The organism is Paraburkholderia sediminicola (assembly GCF_902859805.1).
GTDB classification, from domain to species: Bacteria; Pseudomonadota; Gammaproteobacteria; order Burkholderiales; family Burkholderiaceae; genus Paraburkholderia; species Paraburkholderia sediminicola.
Window position 1 is genome coordinate 1 of sequence record NZ_CADIKC010000015.1, and the last position, 14,877, is coordinate 14,877.

A 14,877-nucleotide genomic window follows, 5' to 3' on the forward strand; every position below is an offset into this window, starting at 1 on the left:
CTGACACCTCTCTGTCCGGGTATAAGTCTACCTTTTGAGGTGTCCAGGATTATTAGGCCACTACACACCTACTTTTCTTTGCCGGCTGCAAAGAAAAGTAGGCAAAAGAAAACAGCTCAAACCGCTAATGCTAAGTGGGCACCGCAGTTTGCTGCGGGTAGTGGTGCGACTGGAATCCGTGCTCTCGCACATTCCGCGCTAGTGACAAAGGACTCATCAGCTCCCACTCCGCACTGCGTGCGTCGCGGACAGGTTTGCATGGGAAACCACCGGCTTCGGTTTTGGTTTGTGGGGCCATCGGCTTCGCCTCGGCGACGTGTCCCTACACTTCGGCGGGAACCCCTACCTCAAATGATTTGTTGATGTGCTGCCGCCTCATTCCCGGTTGCAATCACAGCCGCAGCGGCAGCGGCAGCGGCAGCGTCAATTGCAATCACAATTGCCGTTCCACTCGCACTCGCACTCGCACTAGCACTAGCACTAGCACTAGCACTAGCACTCACAATGATGGCTGTGATGAGAGCGCAATAGAGAGCCACGATTCGATGGCGAGGCGTAAGCGCCCAAACGCAGAGATCGGTTTTATGAACTGCTCTTCGGCGCGCGCAGCGCCGCCGGAAGTATGACGCCCTTGTCACTGGCGTATGCAGGTGCACGAACCCAGATTCCAGATGCACCACTACCCGCAGCAGACCACGGGCCCCACTTAGCATTAGCGGTTTGAGCCGCTTTCTTTTGCCTACTTTTCTTTGCGGCAAGCAAAGAAAAGTAGGTGCCGCCCCGCACAGGGGCAACGCTAATAGACCACTAACAAATCAAGGAAAGGCACCAAAGCCAGAACAAGGACAAAACGCCGCCGCCAAAGGCAAAAACCCTAACCATTACCCTTCCCGCAAATACCCCACAAGCACCTTATGCGCAACCATATCCACAGCAGGCTTAATCAACCCATTCTTGTCAGTCCAAACCTTAGGCGTCAAAGCCCCACTCAACGCAACACTATCCGCATCACCCAGCGCGAGCAACGCCGTCTGCACCTCATCATCAAACGCAATCACGTTGACGAAAATCGTATCGCCATCATTGGTGGTCGCCCGGACCTTGCAGGTCACAAAGCGCTTACCATTCTGCCCCGTGCGGATCTGCGCCTCGCCATATAAGCGCCCGCCCACCAGTCCATCGATCATCGCCCTACTCCTGTTGTTCCATCCCGTGCAAAAGGCAATATCGCTCAGCACGGCCCGTATGATCCCACGATACACAGCGCAACTTACGCAAAAGCATGGACTGCTCGCGCCATACGCAATACGTCAATCGCCGCGCCCGCGCTGAACTAGCACGTTTACCGTGACCCCGTCTGCGCGCCCGCCGCCTCGAAAATATCCCGCAGCCATTGCGCAAACACCCGCACCCGCGACGACAACTGGCGATTCTGCGGATACAGCACCGAAACCGGCATCGGCGGCGGCGGGAAGTTCGCGAGAATGATCTTCAGCCGACCCGACGCCAGTTCGCTCGCCACCCGGTATTGCGGCACCTGCACGATGCCGAGCCCGGCCACCGCCGAGCCTGTGTAAAGATCTGCGCCGGTCACTGATACGGTCGACGGCAGATAGGTCGCCGTATCGCGGCCGTCGATTCTGAATTCGAGCGGCACCGGCTTGCCGGTCGCGCTCGACAGATAATTCACCGCGCGATGCGTGGACAAAGCCGCCGGATCGACCGGCTCGCCATACACTTCAAGATAAGCCGGACTTGCCACCGTCACTTGCGGCAGTTGCGCCACGCGCCGCCCCACCATCGACGAATCCTGCAGATTGCCCGCCCGCAACACGCAATCGATCCCCTCCCGCACCAGATCGACCAGCCGGTCGTCCTCGCCTATCGTCAATTCGATGTCGGGAAACCGCGCGAGAAACGCCGGCAGCGCCGGCACCACGAAGTGCCGGGCCAGGGTGCCCTGCAAATTCACACGCAACAGGCCCTTCGGCGCAATGTTGGAAAACGAGCCCTCCGCCTCCTCCATGTCGGCGATCAGCCGCACGCAGCGGCGGTAATACGCCTCGCCGTCGTGCGTGAGGCGTACCGAGCGCGTGGTGCGCTCAAGAAGCCGCGCGCCGAGCCGCTGCTCCATGCGCTTCATCAGGTTAGTGACGGTGGCGCGCGGAATCTGCAGGTCGTCCGAGGCGCGCGTGAAGCTCTGCCGCTCGGCGATCCGGATGAACACCCGCATTTCCTCGAAACGATCCATGGTTGATGCCTTTGTGCCGGGCCGGCGATGCGGCCGCCGGTCGACCAATTGTTAAAGCAAATGGAATGATTATGGCAAGTCTAACCCGATTATCTCGACAGCAAAAGCGACCATGATTCGTTTCATCAACTCACCACACAGAAGGAAACGAATCATGAACACGATCAAAAACGCTCAAGTCGCCATCGTTACCGGCGCATCCCGTGGCATCGGCGCAGCAGTTGCGCAACGTCTCGCCAAGGACGGCTTCGCGGTTGCCGTGAACTACGCATCGAGCTCGACGGAAGCCGATGCGCTGGTCGCGGAACTCACCGCGGCAGGCACCAGGGCGATCGCAGTGAAGGCCGATGTCGCGAACGCCGACGACGTGCGTCGCATGTTCGAAACCACCGAACAGCAACTCGGCAAGGTGGACGTGCTGGTCAACAACGCCGGCGTGCTGAAGACACTGCCGCTCGCCGACACCAGCGACGCGCTGTACGACCAGACCTTCGACATCAACGTGCGCGGCACCTTCAACACCCTGCGCGAAGCGGCCGCACGGATGAACGACGGCGGACGCATCGTCAACTTCTCGAGCACGACGCTCGCGCTGAACATGCCGGGCTACGCAATCTACAACGGCACCAAGGCCGCCGTCGAAGCCTTCACGCATGTGTTCGCCAAGGAATTGCGCGGCCGCAACATCACCGTCAACGCGGTAGCGCCGGGCCCGATCGCGACTTCGCTGTTCCTCGACGGAAAGACCGACGAACAGATCCAGACCTTCGCCAAGATGCCGCCGCTGCAACGCCTCGGCCAGCCGGACGACATTGCCTCAGTCGTGTCGTTCCTCGCGGGCCCGGATGCAGGCTGGGTCAATGGCCAGATCCTGCGCGCCAACGGCGGTGTGGCTTAACCCAGCCAGAAAACACGCAAAGAACCTCTCTCACGGCACCTTGAAACGCCGTATCACATTCACGAATCGGAGAAGAAAAATGCAGAAGAACGTCATCCTCGTTACAGGCGCGGGTACGGGCATCGGCAAGCTCACCGCACAATCGCTGGCCGAAGCCGGCCATATCGTCTACGCGACGATGCGCAATGTCGAAGGACGCAACAAGCCGCGCGCCGACGAAATGCGCGCGCTCGCCAAAGCGAAGGACATCCAGTTACATCCGCTCGAACTCGACGTGTTGTCGCAAGAATCCGCCGATGCCGCCGCCGCGACGATCATCCGCGAGCAAGGACGGCTCGACGTGGTGATGCAGAACGCGGGCCATCTGGTGGTCGGCCCGACCGAAGCGTTCACGCCTGAAGAAATGGTGAAGGTGTTCGACACCAACCTGTTCGGCACGCAGCGTGTGAACCGTGCGGTGCTGCCGTATCTGCGCCAGCAGGAAGCGGGCTTGATGTTGTGGATCAGCAGCACGACGACCAAGGGCGGTTTTCCTCCGTTCCTCGGGCCATACGGCGCTGCAAAGGCCGCGATGGATTCTTTGGCGGTCACCCTCGCCTACGAAATCGCGCGCTTCGGTATCGAAACCTCGATCGTGGTGCCGGGCGCGTTCACGCGCGGCACCGCACATTTCCCGAGTGCCGGCAAACCAGCCGATGCCGAACGCTCCGCTGCGTATGCACGCTATGACGGCGTGATGGATCAGATCGGCGAGCGCCTGTCCGAACTCACACCGGACGACGCCGATCCGCAAGCCGTCGCCGATGAAATCGTGCGGATCGTCGCGTTGCCGTCAGGCGAGCGGCCGATGCGCTCGGTGATCGACTTCGTCGGCGACGGCGCGCGTGAAGTGCTCGAAGTCTCGGAGCGCGTGCGCATCGAATTCGCCAAACGCATCGGTATGGGCGATCTGCTCGAAGCGAAGATCAAGCGGTAATCAACGCATGACCGTGAGGGACGCCGAGGGTGATTGATAGACCCTTGCGTCCCGCCGTTCCTTTTCCGCTTTGAACCCACACGCTCATGAAACCCTCAATCCTGGTCGCCTGCGCCGTGCTGCTGCCGTTTCTGATCGCCGCTTGCGATGCGCGACTACAAGCTCAGTCGCCGGACGCGTCCGTTGCCACGCGGAGTACTGCCATGAAACCCTCAGTGACTTACCTTCATCTGTTGAAGCACACGCCGTTTTTCACGAGCCTCACAACCGAACAATTGCGCTGGGTGATCGGCCATTCGCATGAATGGGAAGCGCATCCCGGCACCGTGGTCGCGCAATGCAACGGCAGCGCTCACGGCGGCACTGCGAACGATCAAGGCATGTGGATTCTTCTGGACGGCGGCTGGCAGGTCGAATACGGCCAACAGTTGTATCCGGCAGGCCATGCGAGTGCGGGGAAATGGTTTAGCGCGACGGTGACCGATCGGCCGTGCAGCCTCGTCACGACCGAACACAGCTATGTGATGAAGATCGAACGCCCCGACTTCGACGCGATGCTCGAACAAGGTTTCGCATTCGACCAACATCTCAATGCGGGTCGCCGCTATTACAGCGAACTGTTCGCCGCTCCGGTCGAGCTCATTAAATAGCCGTCGATCCGGAGCAGGTGATTACGCCGTGCAAACGCCAAGGAAGCGCGCTTAAACCGCCTTCGGATTGCGCTCCGTAAATCCTTCCTGATGCCAGTACGGATACGCGGGACGTACAGCGCTGGCAGCGTCGAGTTTCGCTACCTGTTCGGGCGTCAGATTCCAACCCACCGCGCCAAGGTTCTGCCGCAACTGCTCTTCGTTGCGCGCACCGATTAGCACTGTCGATACAGTAGGCCGTTGCAGCAGCCAGTTCAGCGCAATTTGCGGCACGGTCTTGCCGGTTTCGGCCGCGACCTCGTCGATGGCATCGAGCACGCGGAACAGGTACTCATCCGGCACCGGCGGCCCCATGTCAGAGGTTTTGTGCAGACGGCTCGTTTCCGGCAACGGTTGGCCGCGTTTGATCTTGCCGGTGAGACGTCCCCAGCCGAGCGGACTCCATACGACCGCACCCACGCCCTGATCGACGCCGAGCGGCATCAATTCCCACTCGTAGTCGCGACCAATCAGCGAGTAGTAAGTCTGATTCGCAACGTAGCGCGGATAGCCGTAACGATCCGCTGTGTCCTGCGATTTCATCAGATGCCAGCCGGAGAAATTCGACACGCCGGTGTAGCGGATCTTGCCGGCGCGCACGAGATCGTCGAGCGTCGACATGACTTCGGCGACAGGCGTCTTCGCGTCGAAACCGTGTAACTGGAACAGGTCGATGTAATCGGTTTGCAAACGTTTGAGCGCTGCGTCCACCGCCTGAATCAGATGAAAACGCGACGAGCCGACATTGTTCGGACCATCGTCGAAACGGAAGGTCGCTTTGGTTGAAATGATCGCTTTGTCGCGCTTGCCCTTGAGCGCTTCGCCGAGCACCGACTCGGAAGCGCCGCTCGAATAGATGTCGGCGCTGTCAAACATCGTGACGCCCGCATCGAAACAGATGTCAATGAGGCGACGCGCTTCGGCGACGTCTGTGGCGCCCCACGCCTGAAAAAACTCGCCCTTGCCGCCGAATGTGCCCGTGCCGAAACTTAGTACCGGCACCTTGAGACCAGATGCACCCAGATGTCTGTATTCCATTGATGATTCTCCGTGACCTAGCCGTCGATAAACGGACGTTCAGTCTACGCGTGTCCCGGCAAACGTGCCGGCGAGCGCGGCCAACGCGTCACGCGCGTTTCGAATCACGCTGTCCCAATCGCCTAACGCCGGCTGCCGGAACAATTTCGCTTGCGCATACCAGGGCGTATCGGTGCGTTCCAGCATCCAGCGCCAGCAGGTGTCGAAGCGGTTCAAAATCCATACCGGCTTGTCTAACGCGCCTGCCAGATGCGCGGTGGATGTGTCGACGGATATCACCAGGTCGAGGTTTGCCACCAGCGCGGCAGTGTCGGCAAAGTCGTCGAGTTCTTCTGTGTAGTCAATGACGTTCGGGTGCGAATCGTTGCGCGGTGACTGAAGCGCAGACGGACCCTTTTGCAGACTAAAGAACTGCACGTTCGGCACATCGAGAATCGGTGCGAGCCGCTCGAACGTAATCGAACGGCGTGCGTCGTTCTTGCGGAGCTCGGCGACATGCGGCCGGTTTCCGCCGGCCCACACGAGTCCGACCTTCAAACACCCTTCTGCTTGTGCAGCGATACGTTCGTGCCATTCACGCGTTGCTTGCGGGTCGGCGAACAGATAAGGCGTCTTTGACGGAATGCTCGCGAGATCGGTCTTGAATGCGAGCGGCAGACTCAGCAATGGGCAGTGGCAATCGAACGGCGGCAGTGCCTGGCCCGCTTCGATCAATTGATCCACACCGTCGAGCGTGGACATGAGCCGCATCAACTCACCCGGTACTTCCAGCACGACTTTCGCGCCGAGCTTCGACACCATGCCGGCATACCGGCAAAACTGCAGCGTATCGCCGAGACCCTGCTCCGCATGCAGCAGAATCGTTTTGCCGTCGATCGAAAAATCGCCCAGCCAAAGCGGTTGCGCAAAGGTGCGCCTGCCTGCTTTGATCCGGCTACGCTCCCAGCGCCATTCGTACTCTTTCCATCCCGCATCTAGCTCCCCCAGTTGCAGCAGACACAACGACTGGTTCCAATGCGTCTCGGCAGCGGCAGGATTGACGGCCAATGCGCGTTCATAGCTCTGCAACGCTTGCGCGTGCTCACCAAGATCGACCTGGGTCAGGCCAAGGTTGTTCCAGGCATCGGCAAACGCAGGGGCGAGTTCGAGCGCGCGCTGATAGCTTTGCCGCGCCTCGTCTGCCTGATTCATATCGCTGAGCGCATTGCCGCGATTGCTCCACGCGTCGGGATAGGCCGGCTGCAATGCGAGCGCGTGATCGCAGCTTGCGAGCGCATCGGCGGGACGGCCCAGATCGCGCAGCACGCAGGCGCGATTGTTCCAGGCTTGCGCGAAATCCGGCATTAAAGCGATTGCGCGATCAAAGCTGCTGAGCGCTTCGAGCGGCAAGTTAAGGCCGGCTTGCGCGTTGCCGCGATTGTTCAGTGCGTCCGGGAATTTCGATTGCAATGCAAGTGCGCGATTGGCGCTCGCGAGTGCTTCGTCGAAACGTTGCGAGGCATTGAGCGCATAGGCGAGATTCGAATGGATGGGCGCCTGTTTCGCATTGATGGCGAGCGCCTTCTTGAGGAACTCGGTGCCCTCCTGGACACGGCCTGTCTGCAGCGCGAGCGAGCCCAGCAACTGCAGCGCCTCGAAATGACGTGGCTTGAGTTCGAGAATCTCGCGATAGAGTTCTTCGGCCTCGGCGAATGCGCCGTTCTGCTGAAGCGCGACGGCTTGCCGAAGCATATGGTCCAACTGTTGCGGGAGATTGGCAGGCTTGCTCATGAGGTGAGCTTGGATTGAATGCGTGTGGAATCGGGAAACCGCTTTCAAGCTTCCTGAGTCGCGGTAAAAGCCACGCGGGTCAGGCCTGAAAGAACGAAGCCGATTATCGCCGAAAAGAACGCATTTGGTCTGCTGTGTGCAAGCGGCTTTGAATATGCGCGAGCGGGAGGGACGGCTGCTGGTTTGGAGGCGCTTTTTGCAGGCGTCTCTTTTAGACGTGTTTTTAAGCGCTTTTCTATGCCTGGTGTGTCTGATGTCCGGCTTACTGGGCAGTCAGATGCTTACGCTTGGCGAGATCCTGAGCCATTGCGTAGTGCTCCTGGATGGTCGGCAGTGCCTTTTTTGCCGCGTCCTTCAACTGTTCGTCGCGGCCCGAAGCGATTTCCGCCTGGAAGGCCGACAGCGCTTTCTGTTCGCCGGCGAGCGCGACCTGCTCGATGTAGGTCTTGTCGAAGTCGGCGCCGCGCAGGTTATTGATGCTCGCGAGCACCGCTGCGTCCGGATCGTTCTTCGGCACGTCGACGCCACGCGGGCTCGCGGCGCGCAGCGCGTCGGAGATTTTCGCGTTGTCGTTCGACACGCGTTCTGCGAATGCCTTCACGTCCCGGTCGGTAGAGCGCGAGGTTGCGATGCGTGCGGCATCGCGTTGCGTGGCGACAGCCTTGGTGGCGTCGGTGATGAAGGTCTGGTCGGCGGCATGAATGCGAGCGGCATCCGGTGCGGCCGCGGTCTGAGCACTAGCCGCGGTAGCGACAACCATAAGGCTGGCCATGCAGGCACTGGTGATAGCGGCGAGAGGCAAGCGGATCATACGTTCTCCTTGGAGTGGAAGCGAAACGACGGCGATGCGAGTGCGCCTGGGCCATCGCGTGCGATTGCATTGATACCTTGCAAGTCGCTTGCGACTGGCTAACGGCGCCGCGCTCTTATCGCTGTGCATTCTAGGAGGCGCATTCCCCAGCATGTGAAACCATGCTGTCGCTTCTGTAACGTTAGGTAACCTTCATACAAATTACCTGTTTTTGCTGTACGGCCGCCGCCCTCTTCCTGCCCCGAATAACGGCTTGGTGTTAACCAGAAAGTACCGGCAAACCGCCTGAATTCACTGAACTTTCCTGCTGCTGCGCCGATAACAGAAAGGTAGGGCACGCGCCAGGGCCGAACGGACGGTATGCATGGCGCACCACTCGCACCGCAATCCCTGGAGAGATTCGATGGCAGTAGATCACCGCGCGAACGACGAACGCAGCAATCTGACGAGTTCCAATAAATTCGAGTTGTTGCTGTATCGGCTGGGTTCGGTCCCTGGCAGCGACGCGCATGAGCTTTACGGCATCAACGTCTTCAAGGTGCGCGAAATATCGACGATGCCGCCGGTGACGCCAATTGCGGGTTCTTCGCCGTTCGTGATGGGCGCGGTGGACATTCGCGGCCAGATTATTCCCGTGATCGACTTACCGCGCCTGATGGGCTGTGAGCCGACGCGCGGCCTGAACATTTTGCTCGTGACGGAATTCGCGCGTTCGACGCAGGCTTTTGCGGTCGAGGAAGTGGACGACATCGTGCGGCTTGAATGGAATCAGGTGCTCTCCGCTGAAGGCGCGGCTGGCGGCAATCTGGTGACGAGCATTGCGCGTATCGACGGTAACACGGGCGATTCGCGGCTCGCCCAGGTGATCGACGTAGAGCAGGTGTTGCGCGACGTGTTTCCGTCACAGCATCCGAGCGTCGACCCGACGTCTGTGGGTGAAGCGCTGGGCATCCGCCCTGGCGCGAAGATTCTCGCCGCTGACGATTCCGGTTTTGCGCGCAAGCTGATCGAGCAGGCGTTGAGTGCGATTGGCGCGGACTACGTGATGACCAAGACTGGCGAAGAGGCATGGAATACGTTGCAGCAGGTCGCGCGAGAAGCGCAGGCTAACGGCACGCGGGTGAAGGACAGTATTGCGCTGGTGTTGACCGATCTCGAGATGCCGGAGATGGACGGGTTCATGTTGACCCGTCAGATCAAGGCTGATGAGCGGACTCGGGATATTCCGGTGATTATTCATTCGTCTTTGACTGGTGCGGCCAACGAGGCGCATGTGAAGAATGCCGGGGCGAATGGGTATGTGGCTAAGTTTGCAGCCGCTGAGCTGGCTAATGCTATTCGTAATGCGTTGGGGGCGCCTGCGGCGGAGGGGGTTGTTGTTTGAAAGTTTTAGGTTTTTTGCCTTCGCGGCGCTTATTGTCAGTGGTCCTGGGGCTTTGGGGTTTCCTTGTTCTGGGTTTGGTGCCTTTCCTTGCATTGGTAGTGGTCTATTAGCGTTGCCCCTGTGCGGGGCGGCACCTACTTTTCTTTGCTTGCCGCAAAGAAAAGTAGGCAAAAGAAAGCGGCTCAAACCGCTAATGCTAAGTGGGCACCGTGGTCCGCTGCGGGTAGTGGTGCATCTGGAATCTGGGTTCGTGCACCTACACACGCTTGTGACAAGGGCATCATTCTTCCGGCGGCGCTGCGCGCGCCGACGAGTACTTCTTAAAACCACCTGCTACGTTTTGGCGCTCACGCCTCGCCATCGAATTGTGGCTCTCGATTGGACTCTCATTACCGTCATCTTTGCGAGTCCTAGTGCGAGTGGAACGGCAGTTGCAATTGCCGCCGCGGCTGTGGCTGTGGCTGTGATTGCAACCGGGAATGAGGCGGCAGCACATCAACAAATCATTTGAGGTAGGGGTTCCCGCCGAAGTGTAGGGACGCGTCGCCGAGGCGAAGCCGACGGCCCCCACAAACCTCACCCGAAGCCCGTGGTTTCCCATGCAGACCCGTCCGCGACGCACCCAGTGCGGAGTGGGAGCTGATGAGTCCTTTGTCACTAACGCTGAATGTGCGAGAGCACGGATTCCAGTCGCACCACTACCCGCAGCAGACCACGGTGCCCACTTAGCATTAGCGGTTTGAGCTGCTTTCTTTTGCCTACTTTTCTTTGCAGCCGGCAAAGAAAAGTAGGTGCCCCCCCGCACAGGGGGAACGCTAATAGACCACTAACAATGCAAGGAAAGGCACCAAACCCAGAACAAGGAAAGGCCACCACCGTAAGAACACAAACAAACAAGCGCCGAACAGGCAAACAACCAAACCACCCCGCAGGGAAAAAAAGACCAATAAACCCCAAATTTCTATGTGACCATACCCAAACCCCAACCCGCACGGAGTGCAACAAAAAAATGCTACCCCCTGACCCACTCCATCCCCTGCGCCCCTTCCTGAAAAACTTCGTGTGGGAACACGGCCACATCGGCACTCGCTACATCAACTGCGTCACCGGCGAAATCAGCTTCGATGACGGCAAAAAATCCCGCTTCGCAGCAGAAAAATACCTCTACGTCCCGCTCGACAAAGACGCCACCGACGACCCGCTAGTCACCGGCCCCGCAACCCAGGACGCCGCCCTCGCCCGCTTCCTCCGCGCCGCGCAACTTGGCAAACCCGAAGAAGCCGGCTCCGCCGCGGAAGTCCAACGCGCCGTTCACGATTGCCTCGATCTGGCAATCTTCAGCGCCTATCAGCACGACGCGCTGCAAGCAGTCGACCACTACACGCAAGAAGCAATGTTCGACGACGAAATCCGTGCAGCGCTCGTCGACGATATTCGACGGGTCTACACGCCCATGCGTGAACAATTGGCGCTCTACGACTTCACCGTGCTGCACGGTCTGCCCACGCCGCTTCTCTTCAGCGATTCACCCTTCATCGACTGGCGCGTGCGCGTCAAGCCGGCCATGCCGTTCGTCTCGCTGCCCCTCGGACCCTACGCATTGCTCGTCGGCACGCCTTCGGGAAGAACCAGTCGCGCCGCACCCGTCGCGTGGAAAACGGCCGTGTCGATGGGCGTGCTAAAAGATCACAATCGCCTGATGGCCGAGCGCGCCCGTCTGTGGATCGTGGCCACCAGCGACGATCAACTGATCGCCATACAAGATCGCTTCAAGAAAGACGACACATAAGCGGCCACGCGCCCCGCATATCTTCACGCCTCACGGTGTGAATGCGCTTCAAGCGCGAGCGAAAAGGCCAGATGGCCGATTTCGATGCCCATGGTGTTGATCATCCGCGGCGAATGAAACGTGCCTAACTGCGCACGTTGCTCAGGGCTGCCGATATCGAGCCGCGCGAGCAGTTCAGCAACGGTGGCATACAGCACGCCGATGTTGCCGTCCTCCACCTTCACCGCAATGCCGAGTGCACCGTTGGCGCCGAGCCGCTCAGTCTGCCGCGACGCACGCACGCCGATCGCGTAGCTGCCGTCCGCGCCGACCTTGCCGATCAACGCTCCATCGAACGCGCGCATCAAGGCGGTACAGAAACGTCCCTCGCCTGCCACCCACTCCGGATGCCCGGCCATCGCACGATAGATGCGTGCGAGCGCAACCGTGCGTGGCGAAATGGAAGAAGTACCGGACGAAGAAGCCGCAGAAGAAGCCGAAACCTCGTCCTCCGCGGCGGCGAGCTTCGCGAACAGTCGGGCGAGTCGGTCGAGGGGGAACGCCGGCGTCGGCAAGTTGCAACCGTCGATCGACCATTGCACCGCGTCGTCCGGCAAGTCGCATACCTCGGCGACGGTATGCTTCACGCGCACCTGCAACGGATGCTCCGGCAGTTCATAACCCCGTATCGCCGCGCCGATCGAACGCGCCCCGGCCAGCATGCCAGCGTGCTTGCCCGAGCAGTTGCTGCACACCGCATCCGGTTTGAAATCGCGCTTCAGCCAGTCGACATACACAGCGTCGGACAACGGGGGATGGCCGCCGCAACGCAGATCGGCTTCGCTGACCTGCGCCTTGGCCAGCATCTGCCTCGTGCGTTCGATGTGACGCGGCTCGCTGCTATGCGAGGCGCACATGAGCGCGAGATCCGTTTCGTCGAAACCGAATCGCTCGAGCGCCCCCGTCTCGACTACCGCCAAAGCTTGTGCCGGTTTTGCCGCGGAGCGTGCCAGCGTGATACGCGATGGATCGCCGAATGAATACAGCAGCCGGCCGTCGGCCTGAACTACCGCGACATGAGCGATATGTGTGTTCTCGATTGCCTCACCACGATAAACAGTCGCTGCAATCCGCCCAGTTTCACGCAAGGTCATATTCGTTCTCCTCCTGATCGCATCGGTCGTCGCGATCGTTATCAATCATGGTGACGCAAGCGATTCTACGTTCGTCTTTCGCGCAATCCAAATCTTCACCGGTCGGCTACGGCATGCAAGCAATTTGCACGACCCGGAGGACCCGTACTTAAGCCGCTTCGTGAATATGCTCGACAAGATAGTCGATCAATGCCCTAACCTTCGGCGGCAAGAACCGGTTCGGCGGATACAGCAGCCATACCGACCCCACGTAAGCGCGCGCTTCGAGATTCCAGTCGGGCAGCACTTGCACGAGTTCGCCGCTGAGCAATGCATCCGTGGCGGCAAACTCGGGCAAGTTCGCGATGCCGAAATCCTGCTGCGCGGCTTCGAGCCGCGCGCCCGCATGGTTGGCGATGTAACGCCCTTTCACGTCGACAGTTTGCGTCTCCGTGCCACGGCGAAAACGCCAGCGGTTGTCGTCGGCGGTTTCACCGAGGTAGATGCAATCGTGCTTGAGGAGATCGCGCGGTTGCGTCGGCGTGCCGTGCTCACGCAAATAAGCCGGCGATGCACCCAGCAGCCAGCGCACGGCCCCCAGCCTGCGCCCCGCGAGCCCTTGCGGAGGATGCTCGGTCAGGCGGATTACCAGATCGACATCGTCGGCAAGCGGGTCGACGTCGTGATCGGTGAACAGCAGTTGCAGGTCGACTTCGTCATAGGCGCGCAGAAAACCGGGAATCAGTGGATGAATCACGGTCTTCGCGAACGCGGTGGGCGCGCTCACGCGGACTTTGCCTTGCGGCCGCGCCGCCAGTTGCCCGGCCGCATCCACCGCGCCCGATGCGGCGCTCACCATGTCGCGGCAGAAACGCGCCACCTGTGCACCGGATTCCGTGACTCGCACCGTGCGCGTGGACCGTTCAAGCAGGCGTGTCGCCAACGCGTCCTCGAGGCGTTTGATCTGACGGCTGACCGTAGATGGCGTACTGCCGAGCTGACGTGCAGCGACCGAAAAATTGCCGGCATCGACGACGCGCGCGAAAACCGCCATGTCCGGCAGCAACGCAAAAAGATCCGTTGGGTTCATCGTCGGGCGCTCGTGGAGTTTGAGTCAATTAATGCATCTGGAACATAAATGCTATGCGCAGCGACCCGATTATCGCCCTACAAGCAAAGTTCGACAATACGCACTCATCTGTACGAGGTCCGCCATGTCGAAACAAGAACGTCTGCTTCTGCTCTCCGATCTGATGCTGCTCGCGGTCGCCGTGGTGTGGGGCACCAGTTACGGCGTCGTCAAAAGCGCCCTGGTGTTCTATCCGGTTCTGGGTTTGCTCGCGATCCGCTTCGGCCTCACCTTCTTGATCCTGTCACCCAGCTTGCGTCATTTGCGCGCCGCCGATGCGCGCGCGCTGCGCGGCGTGCTGATCGCGGGGGCCTTGCTGCTCGGCATCTTTCTCTGCGAAACCTTCGGCATTCTGCTGACGCGCGCGGCCAATGCGGCGTTTCTGATCAGCCTGTGCGTGGTGCTGACGCCGCTCGTCGAATGGTGGCTGCTCAAACGCAAACCGACTCGCATCGAATGGGCGGCGGTCGCGCTTTCGCTATTCGGCGCCTGGCTGCTGGCGGGGGATGGCGCGCTGAGTTTCAATCCCGGAGACGCGCTGATTCTGCTTGCCGCGTTCCTGCGCGCGCTGAACGTGTGCGTGACTAAATGTGTGATGCGCGACTCCGCATTGCCGCCTTTGTCAGTGACAGCAGTTCAGTCGGGCGTAGTGGCATTCGGCAGCGCGGCGGTGGCGGTGCTGTTTGTGCCGCAACAATGGCAGCCGGTGCCGTCGCTCGCGGGGCATGCCGCGTTCTGGGGATATATCGTCTATCTGGTGATCGCGTGTACGTTGTTCGCCTTCTTTGCACAGAACTTCGCGATCAAACGCAGCAGCCCGACGCGCGTGTCGTTGCTGATGGGCAGCGAGCCCGCCTTCGGTGCGCTGTTCGCCTGCATCTGGTTAGGTGAACGGATTTCGACGGCGGCATGGATCGGCGGTGCGTTGATCGTGGCGGCATCGATTCTCGCGACGGTGCGATGGAGTGCGTTGCGTGTGAGCGCGGCGGAGGCTTAGAGAATTTCCGAAGCCCGCGCCGATCGCAGCACA

General features: G+C 60.2%; 13 protein-coding genes. 6 read left to right on the plus strand and 7 right to left on the minus strand.

Annotation, left to right across the window (positions count from 1 at the left end; genetic code table 11):
* Window positions 1-881: 881 nt before the first annotated feature.
* Entirely contained in the window at window positions 882-1,187 is a 306-nt protein-coding gene (locus R8871_RS33845) for a single-stranded DNA-binding protein (RefSeq protein ID WP_054043526.1), read from the minus strand.
* A gap of 155 nt (window positions 1,188-1,342) precedes the next feature.
* Window positions 1,343-2,251 carry a LysR family transcriptional regulator gene (locus R8871_RS33850; RefSeq protein WP_175054299.1) on the minus strand — a complete coding sequence of 303 codons (909 nt, stop codon included), beginning with the start codon at window positions 2,249-2,251 and terminating at the stop codon, window positions 1,343-1,345.
* Between the two features lie 154 nt (window positions 2,252-2,405).
* Between R8871_RS33850 and R8871_RS33855 the strand changes: the two genes are divergently transcribed.
* The 3 genes from R8871_RS33855 to R8871_RS33865 all read left to right on the plus strand — a co-directional run bounded on the left by R8871_RS33855 (window position 2,406) and on the right by R8871_RS33865 (window position 4,775).
* Complete coding sequence (locus tag R8871_RS33855) at window positions 2,406-3,149, plus strand: SDR family oxidoreductase (protein ID WP_175054300.1); 744 nt, start codon at window positions 2,406-2,408, stop codon at window positions 3,147-3,149.
* 79 nt (window positions 3,150-3,228) lie between these two features.
* Window positions 3,229-4,125, plus strand: a complete 897-nt coding sequence (locus R8871_RS33860; RefSeq protein WP_175054301.1) for an SDR family oxidoreductase — start codon at window positions 3,229-3,231, stop codon at window positions 4,123-4,125.
* Window positions 4,126-4,328: 203 nt separating this feature from the next.
* Window positions 4,329-4,775, plus strand: coding sequence for a cyclic nucleotide-binding domain-containing protein (locus R8871_RS33865; protein ID WP_246287941.1), 447 nt, complete (start codon window positions 4,329-4,331; stop codon window positions 4,773-4,775).
* A gap of 51 nt (window positions 4,776-4,826) precedes the next feature.
* Here R8871_RS33865 and R8871_RS33870 read toward each other — a convergent pair whose 3' ends face one another.
* The 3 genes from R8871_RS33870 to R8871_RS33880 form a co-directional block, all read right to left on the minus strand.
* Entirely contained in the window at window positions 4,827-5,852 is a 1,026-nt protein-coding gene (locus R8871_RS33870) for an aldo/keto reductase (protein ID WP_054043530.1), read from the minus strand.
* A 39-nt stretch (window positions 5,853-5,891) separates the two neighbouring features.
* Window positions 5,892-7,622 (minus strand): tetratricopeptide repeat protein, encoded by a 1,731-nt coding sequence (locus tag R8871_RS33875; RefSeq protein ID WP_175054303.1) that lies wholly within the window; start codon window positions 7,620-7,622, stop codon window positions 5,892-5,894.
* Window positions 7,623-7,884: 262 nt separating this feature from the next.
* Window positions 7,885-8,433, minus strand: coding sequence for a DUF4142 domain-containing protein (locus R8871_RS33880; protein WP_175054304.1), 549 nt, complete (start codon window positions 8,431-8,433; stop codon window positions 7,885-7,887).
* 403 nt (window positions 8,434-8,836) lie between these two features.
* Here R8871_RS33880 and R8871_RS33885 point away from each other — a divergent pair, with 403 nt between their 5' ends.
* Together R8871_RS33885 and R8871_RS33890 are read left to right on the plus strand one after the other, a co-directional pair.
* Entirely contained in the window at window positions 8,837-9,817 is a 981-nt protein-coding gene (locus R8871_RS33885; protein ID WP_175054305.1) for a chemotaxis protein, read from the plus strand.
* A 1,009-nt stretch (window positions 9,818-10,826) separates the two neighbouring features.
* Window positions 10,827-11,606: a hypothetical protein gene (locus R8871_RS33890; protein WP_175054429.1), complete on the plus strand. Its 780-nt coding sequence runs from the start codon at window positions 10,827-10,829 to the stop codon at window positions 11,604-11,606.
* 23 nt (window positions 11,607-11,629) lie between these two features.
* Here R8871_RS33890 and R8871_RS33895 read toward each other — a convergent pair whose 3' ends face one another.
* Entirely contained in the window at window positions 11,630-12,739 is a 1,110-nt protein-coding gene (locus R8871_RS33895) for an asparaginase (RefSeq protein WP_175054306.1), read from the minus strand.
* A gap of 148 nt (window positions 12,740-12,887) precedes the next feature.
* Window positions 12,888-13,808, minus strand: coding sequence for a LysR family transcriptional regulator (locus R8871_RS33900; RefSeq protein WP_175054307.1), 921 nt, complete (start codon window positions 13,806-13,808; stop codon window positions 12,888-12,890).
* 124 nt (window positions 13,809-13,932) lie between these two features.
* Between R8871_RS33900 and R8871_RS33905 the strand changes: the two genes are divergently transcribed.
* Entirely contained in the window at window positions 13,933-14,844 is a 912-nt protein-coding gene (locus tag R8871_RS33905; protein WP_175054308.1) for a DMT family transporter, read from the plus strand.
* Window positions 14,845-14,877: the final 33 nt, after the last annotated feature.

Coding starts and splice junctions, on each gene's coding strand:
- R8871_RS33845 (WP_054043526.1), bottom strand. CDS start 1,187: ATGATCGATGGACTGGTGGGCGGGCGCTTATATGGCGAGGCGCAGATC.
- R8871_RS33850 (WP_175054299.1), bottom strand. CDS start 2,251: ATGGATCGTTTCGAGGAAATGCGGGTGTTCATCCGGATCGCCGAGCGG.
- R8871_RS33855 (WP_175054300.1), top strand. CDS start 2,406: ATGAACACGATCAAAAACGCTCAAGTCGCCATCGTTACCGGCGCATCC.
- R8871_RS33860 (WP_175054301.1), top strand. CDS start 3,229: ATGCAGAAGAACGTCATCCTCGTTACAGGCGCGGGTACGGGCATCGGC.
- R8871_RS33865 (WP_246287941.1), top strand. CDS start 4,329: ATGAAACCCTCAGTGACTTACCTTCATCTGTTGAAGCACACGCCGTTT.
- R8871_RS33870 (WP_054043530.1), bottom strand. CDS start 5,852: ATGGAATACAGACATCTGGGTGCATCTGGTCTCAAGGTGCCGGTACTA.
- R8871_RS33875 (WP_175054303.1), bottom strand. CDS start 7,622: ATGAGCAAGCCTGCCAATCTCCCGCAACAGTTGGACCATATGCTTCGG.
- R8871_RS33880 (WP_175054304.1), bottom strand. CDS start 8,433: ATGATCCGCTTGCCTCTCGCCGCTATCACCAGTGCCTGCATGGCCAGC.
- R8871_RS33885 (WP_175054305.1), top strand. CDS start 8,837: ATGGCAGTAGATCACCGCGCGAACGACGAACGCAGCAATCTGACGAGT.
- R8871_RS33890 (WP_175054429.1), top strand. CDS start 10,827: ATGCTACCCCCTGACCCACTCCATCCCCTGCGCCCCTTCCTGAAAAAC.
- R8871_RS33895 (WP_175054306.1), bottom strand. CDS start 12,739: ATGACCTTGCGTGAAACTGGGCGGATTGCAGCGACTGTTTATCGTGGT.
- R8871_RS33900 (WP_175054307.1), bottom strand. CDS start 13,808: ATGAACCCAACGGATCTTTTTGCGTTGCTGCCGGACATGGCGGTTTTC.
- R8871_RS33905 (WP_175054308.1), top strand. CDS start 13,933: ATGTCGAAACAAGAACGTCTGCTTCTGCTCTCCGATCTGATGCTGCTC.